The sequence below is a fragment of the Chamaesiphon sp. VAR_69_metabat_338 genome, assembly GCF_031423935.1.
GTDB lineage: Bacteria > Cyanobacteriota > Cyanobacteriia > Cyanobacteriales > Chamaesiphonaceae > Chamaesiphon.
Window position 1 is genome coordinate 1 of record NZ_JANPGM010000226.1, and the last position, 2,538, is coordinate 2,538.

Here is a 2,538-nt window from a genome sequence, read left to right on the forward strand (position 1 = left end):
CAACACCGTTACCTTTTGAGCCAACGGATCGACGATCCAATATTCAGCAATGCCTCGCGCTGCATATTCCGTGCGTTTGTATCGATAATCTCTTTTCTCCTGGTTGGGGCTGACAACTTCCACTACTAATAATGGTGGCGGCATATCCATTAAGACAATCGATCTACTCGCACCATCCATTTCTGCTGCTAATTCTTCAGACAAAATCGCCAAATCGGGTACTCGCACAGATGTGCGCGAGCCACTGACTGCAATTTCTACTCCAATCCTCAGTCGATAGCTGAGAATGCCTAATCCCAGAAAAAAGGCAAACAAAAAGGATGCAATTCTCTGATTCAGATCGCTCTCAGCAGGCATGTCAATCAGCTCTCCATATTCCAGTTCGTATAACTTATCCGTGCCATCATCATAGGCAAGGAATTGTGCTAGTGTCATTTTCTGGCTGGCAACTGTCATCACGACACCTCCTGCAAAAGTATATGCACAGATCCTAACATCTATATCCACTTCGCTCTAGCAATAGAAAAGGTAGCCGATATACGATCGGCCACCTTTTCGATTGACTAGAGATCGCCGCTAGATCTAGTCGATACTCATAACCCAGGTACCGACATAACGCGCTACTGGGAATTCGCTGCTACTTTTGACTTGGCAAGTAAAATAATACATGCCAGCACTATCGGGATTCTGGACGTTACTGAGGACGACTTCGATGTCTCCTTTGGTTTTGATTCTCTGAGCGAGATCGATTTGGATGGTTTGATTTTCTCGATTCCAGACTACAGATTGGATGGGAATTTTTTTGTCACCAACCAAGACTTCGATCGCTTTATCGTCGAATTTACCTTTGTAATAATCTGGATAGCTAATTTGAATTTGGGCGGCACCCAAGCGATTGATTTTGGAGCCAGGAATCTTGAGCTGATAGCGATCGGTGGCATTGCGATTGCCAGAGTCTAAGCGATAGCTGAGTTGATTGCTGGGATCGACGCCACTAAATAGCGTAAAGCCCGGTAAGCTCTGCGACCTAACGACGACCGGCATAACTGCCACCAGGCAACTAGCTAGTGCGAGGATGGGCAAAAATCGCTGAACTGTATGCATTTTTAACATTGGTGTTTTCCACTAAAATCTCGCACGTTGAGCATCTGTTACTCAAATTTACTATTATATTGAGAAAATTGACTAAATATTTAGCGAATTTAGTGCCCTACTCCTAATTTACGCTATTTGTAGCTGATGGTTTGGTAACATTAATTACCGAAGTTTTTGGACGATTAAGCTAGCGATCGCCACACCGATCGCGACCGCTCCATGGTTAAGTAAATTAGCGGATGCGCTCGGATTGTGCCGAACGCTAGGATGTTTTTATTTTTTGCTACATGTAACATTGGCTCGATTTAACCACCGCTTATCATGCGCGATCGCCAGTCGAGCGTATACTCAGACGGGGTTGTAGCTTGTAAGCTGAGGGCATAGAGATCGACATCGACAGATCCGAATGATTATCTGGCGGCGCACCCCTTATTTTTAGCAATATGTTTTCGATCGAATATTATCGCTATTTGCAGCGATCGCGATCGCAGCTTGCTAGAGATTTTTGCACAAAAATAACCGTTCCGGTCGATGCCAAGGCAGAATCGACCAGACAAATTCACTAGATACAATCTCGTAACCCAATTTTTGGTATAAATTGCGACCGCGTTCGTTATTTGCCATTACGTGGAGATGGATTTTGGAATAGCCCCACGTCTTGGTCAATTGTTCGCAACTCGTAATTAGTTCTATCGCTACACCCCGGCGGCGAAAGTCGCGGCTGACTGCAAGATTGGAGATATAGACATATCGCTGCGGTGTGGTTTGGCGATAATTATTAATCCTGACCCCGACTTCGATCGTGCCGATGACGCGCATCTGACCGCGATCGGGATAAACCGCGATCGAGCAAACTTGCTGCTGGCTTTTGGCGGGGTTAGCACTGGTCGCATGGCTGCGCAGACGGTGCCGTAGATCTTCAGCAATTCCTAGCTTAAATAATGGGGTAAACCACCCCATCCACCCCCGATCGAAATGAAAACTGCGAGTAATAATTTCCGCGACGCAATGTATTTCTTCTTCTCGCACGGCCCGAATCTCGATTTGATGGGGATCGAGGGCAATCGGCTGAGCGATGTGTGCGGTATTTGCGGTCATGTCTAAAATATGCTGGTTTGCGCTGAATCCCCACCCGAGATCGTGTCGAGCGAATCGATCGCTATTAAATTGTCGATTGCCGAAATCGAATATTTAGATTGGTAGTGAGTCGATCTACAATTAGAACTGATAAGCTCACTCAAACTCAATCTTCATCATAACTCATTTAGCCGATCGTGCAGGCGATCGAGGCAATCCTTTGGCATCTCCCATCGAGCATCAATCCTCAGTCGAACCGCAGTCCGGAACGGTCGATCGATCGCCCATCAGTCAGCCACCGATCGTGATGGTGGAGACGGCGTTTTTGGCTAGTACTACCAGTCTGCTGTGGTTGTTAAGTTATTA

At 46.3% G+C, this 2,538-nt stretch carries 3 protein-coding genes; all 3 read right to left on the reverse strand.

What is annotated here, in order from left to right; genetic code table 11:
• Positions 1 to 456 (reverse strand): Uma2 family endonuclease (locus RMO84_RS06665; protein ID WP_310487690.1); only part of this gene is annotated, 456 nt, incomplete at its 3' end.
• A 126-nt stretch (positions 457 to 582) separates the two neighbouring features.
• A complete protein-coding gene (locus tag RMO84_RS06670; RefSeq protein ID WP_310487691.1) occupies positions 583 to 1,113 on the reverse strand; it encodes a DUF2808 domain-containing protein in 531 nt (176 codons plus the stop codon).
• A 477-nt stretch (positions 1,114 to 1,590) separates the two neighbouring features.
• Positions 1,591 to 2,193, reverse strand: coding sequence for a GNAT family N-acetyltransferase (locus RMO84_RS06675; RefSeq protein ID WP_310487692.1), 603 nt, complete (start codon positions 2,191 to 2,193; stop codon positions 1,591 to 1,593).
• Positions 2,194 to 2,538: the final 345 nt, after the last annotated feature.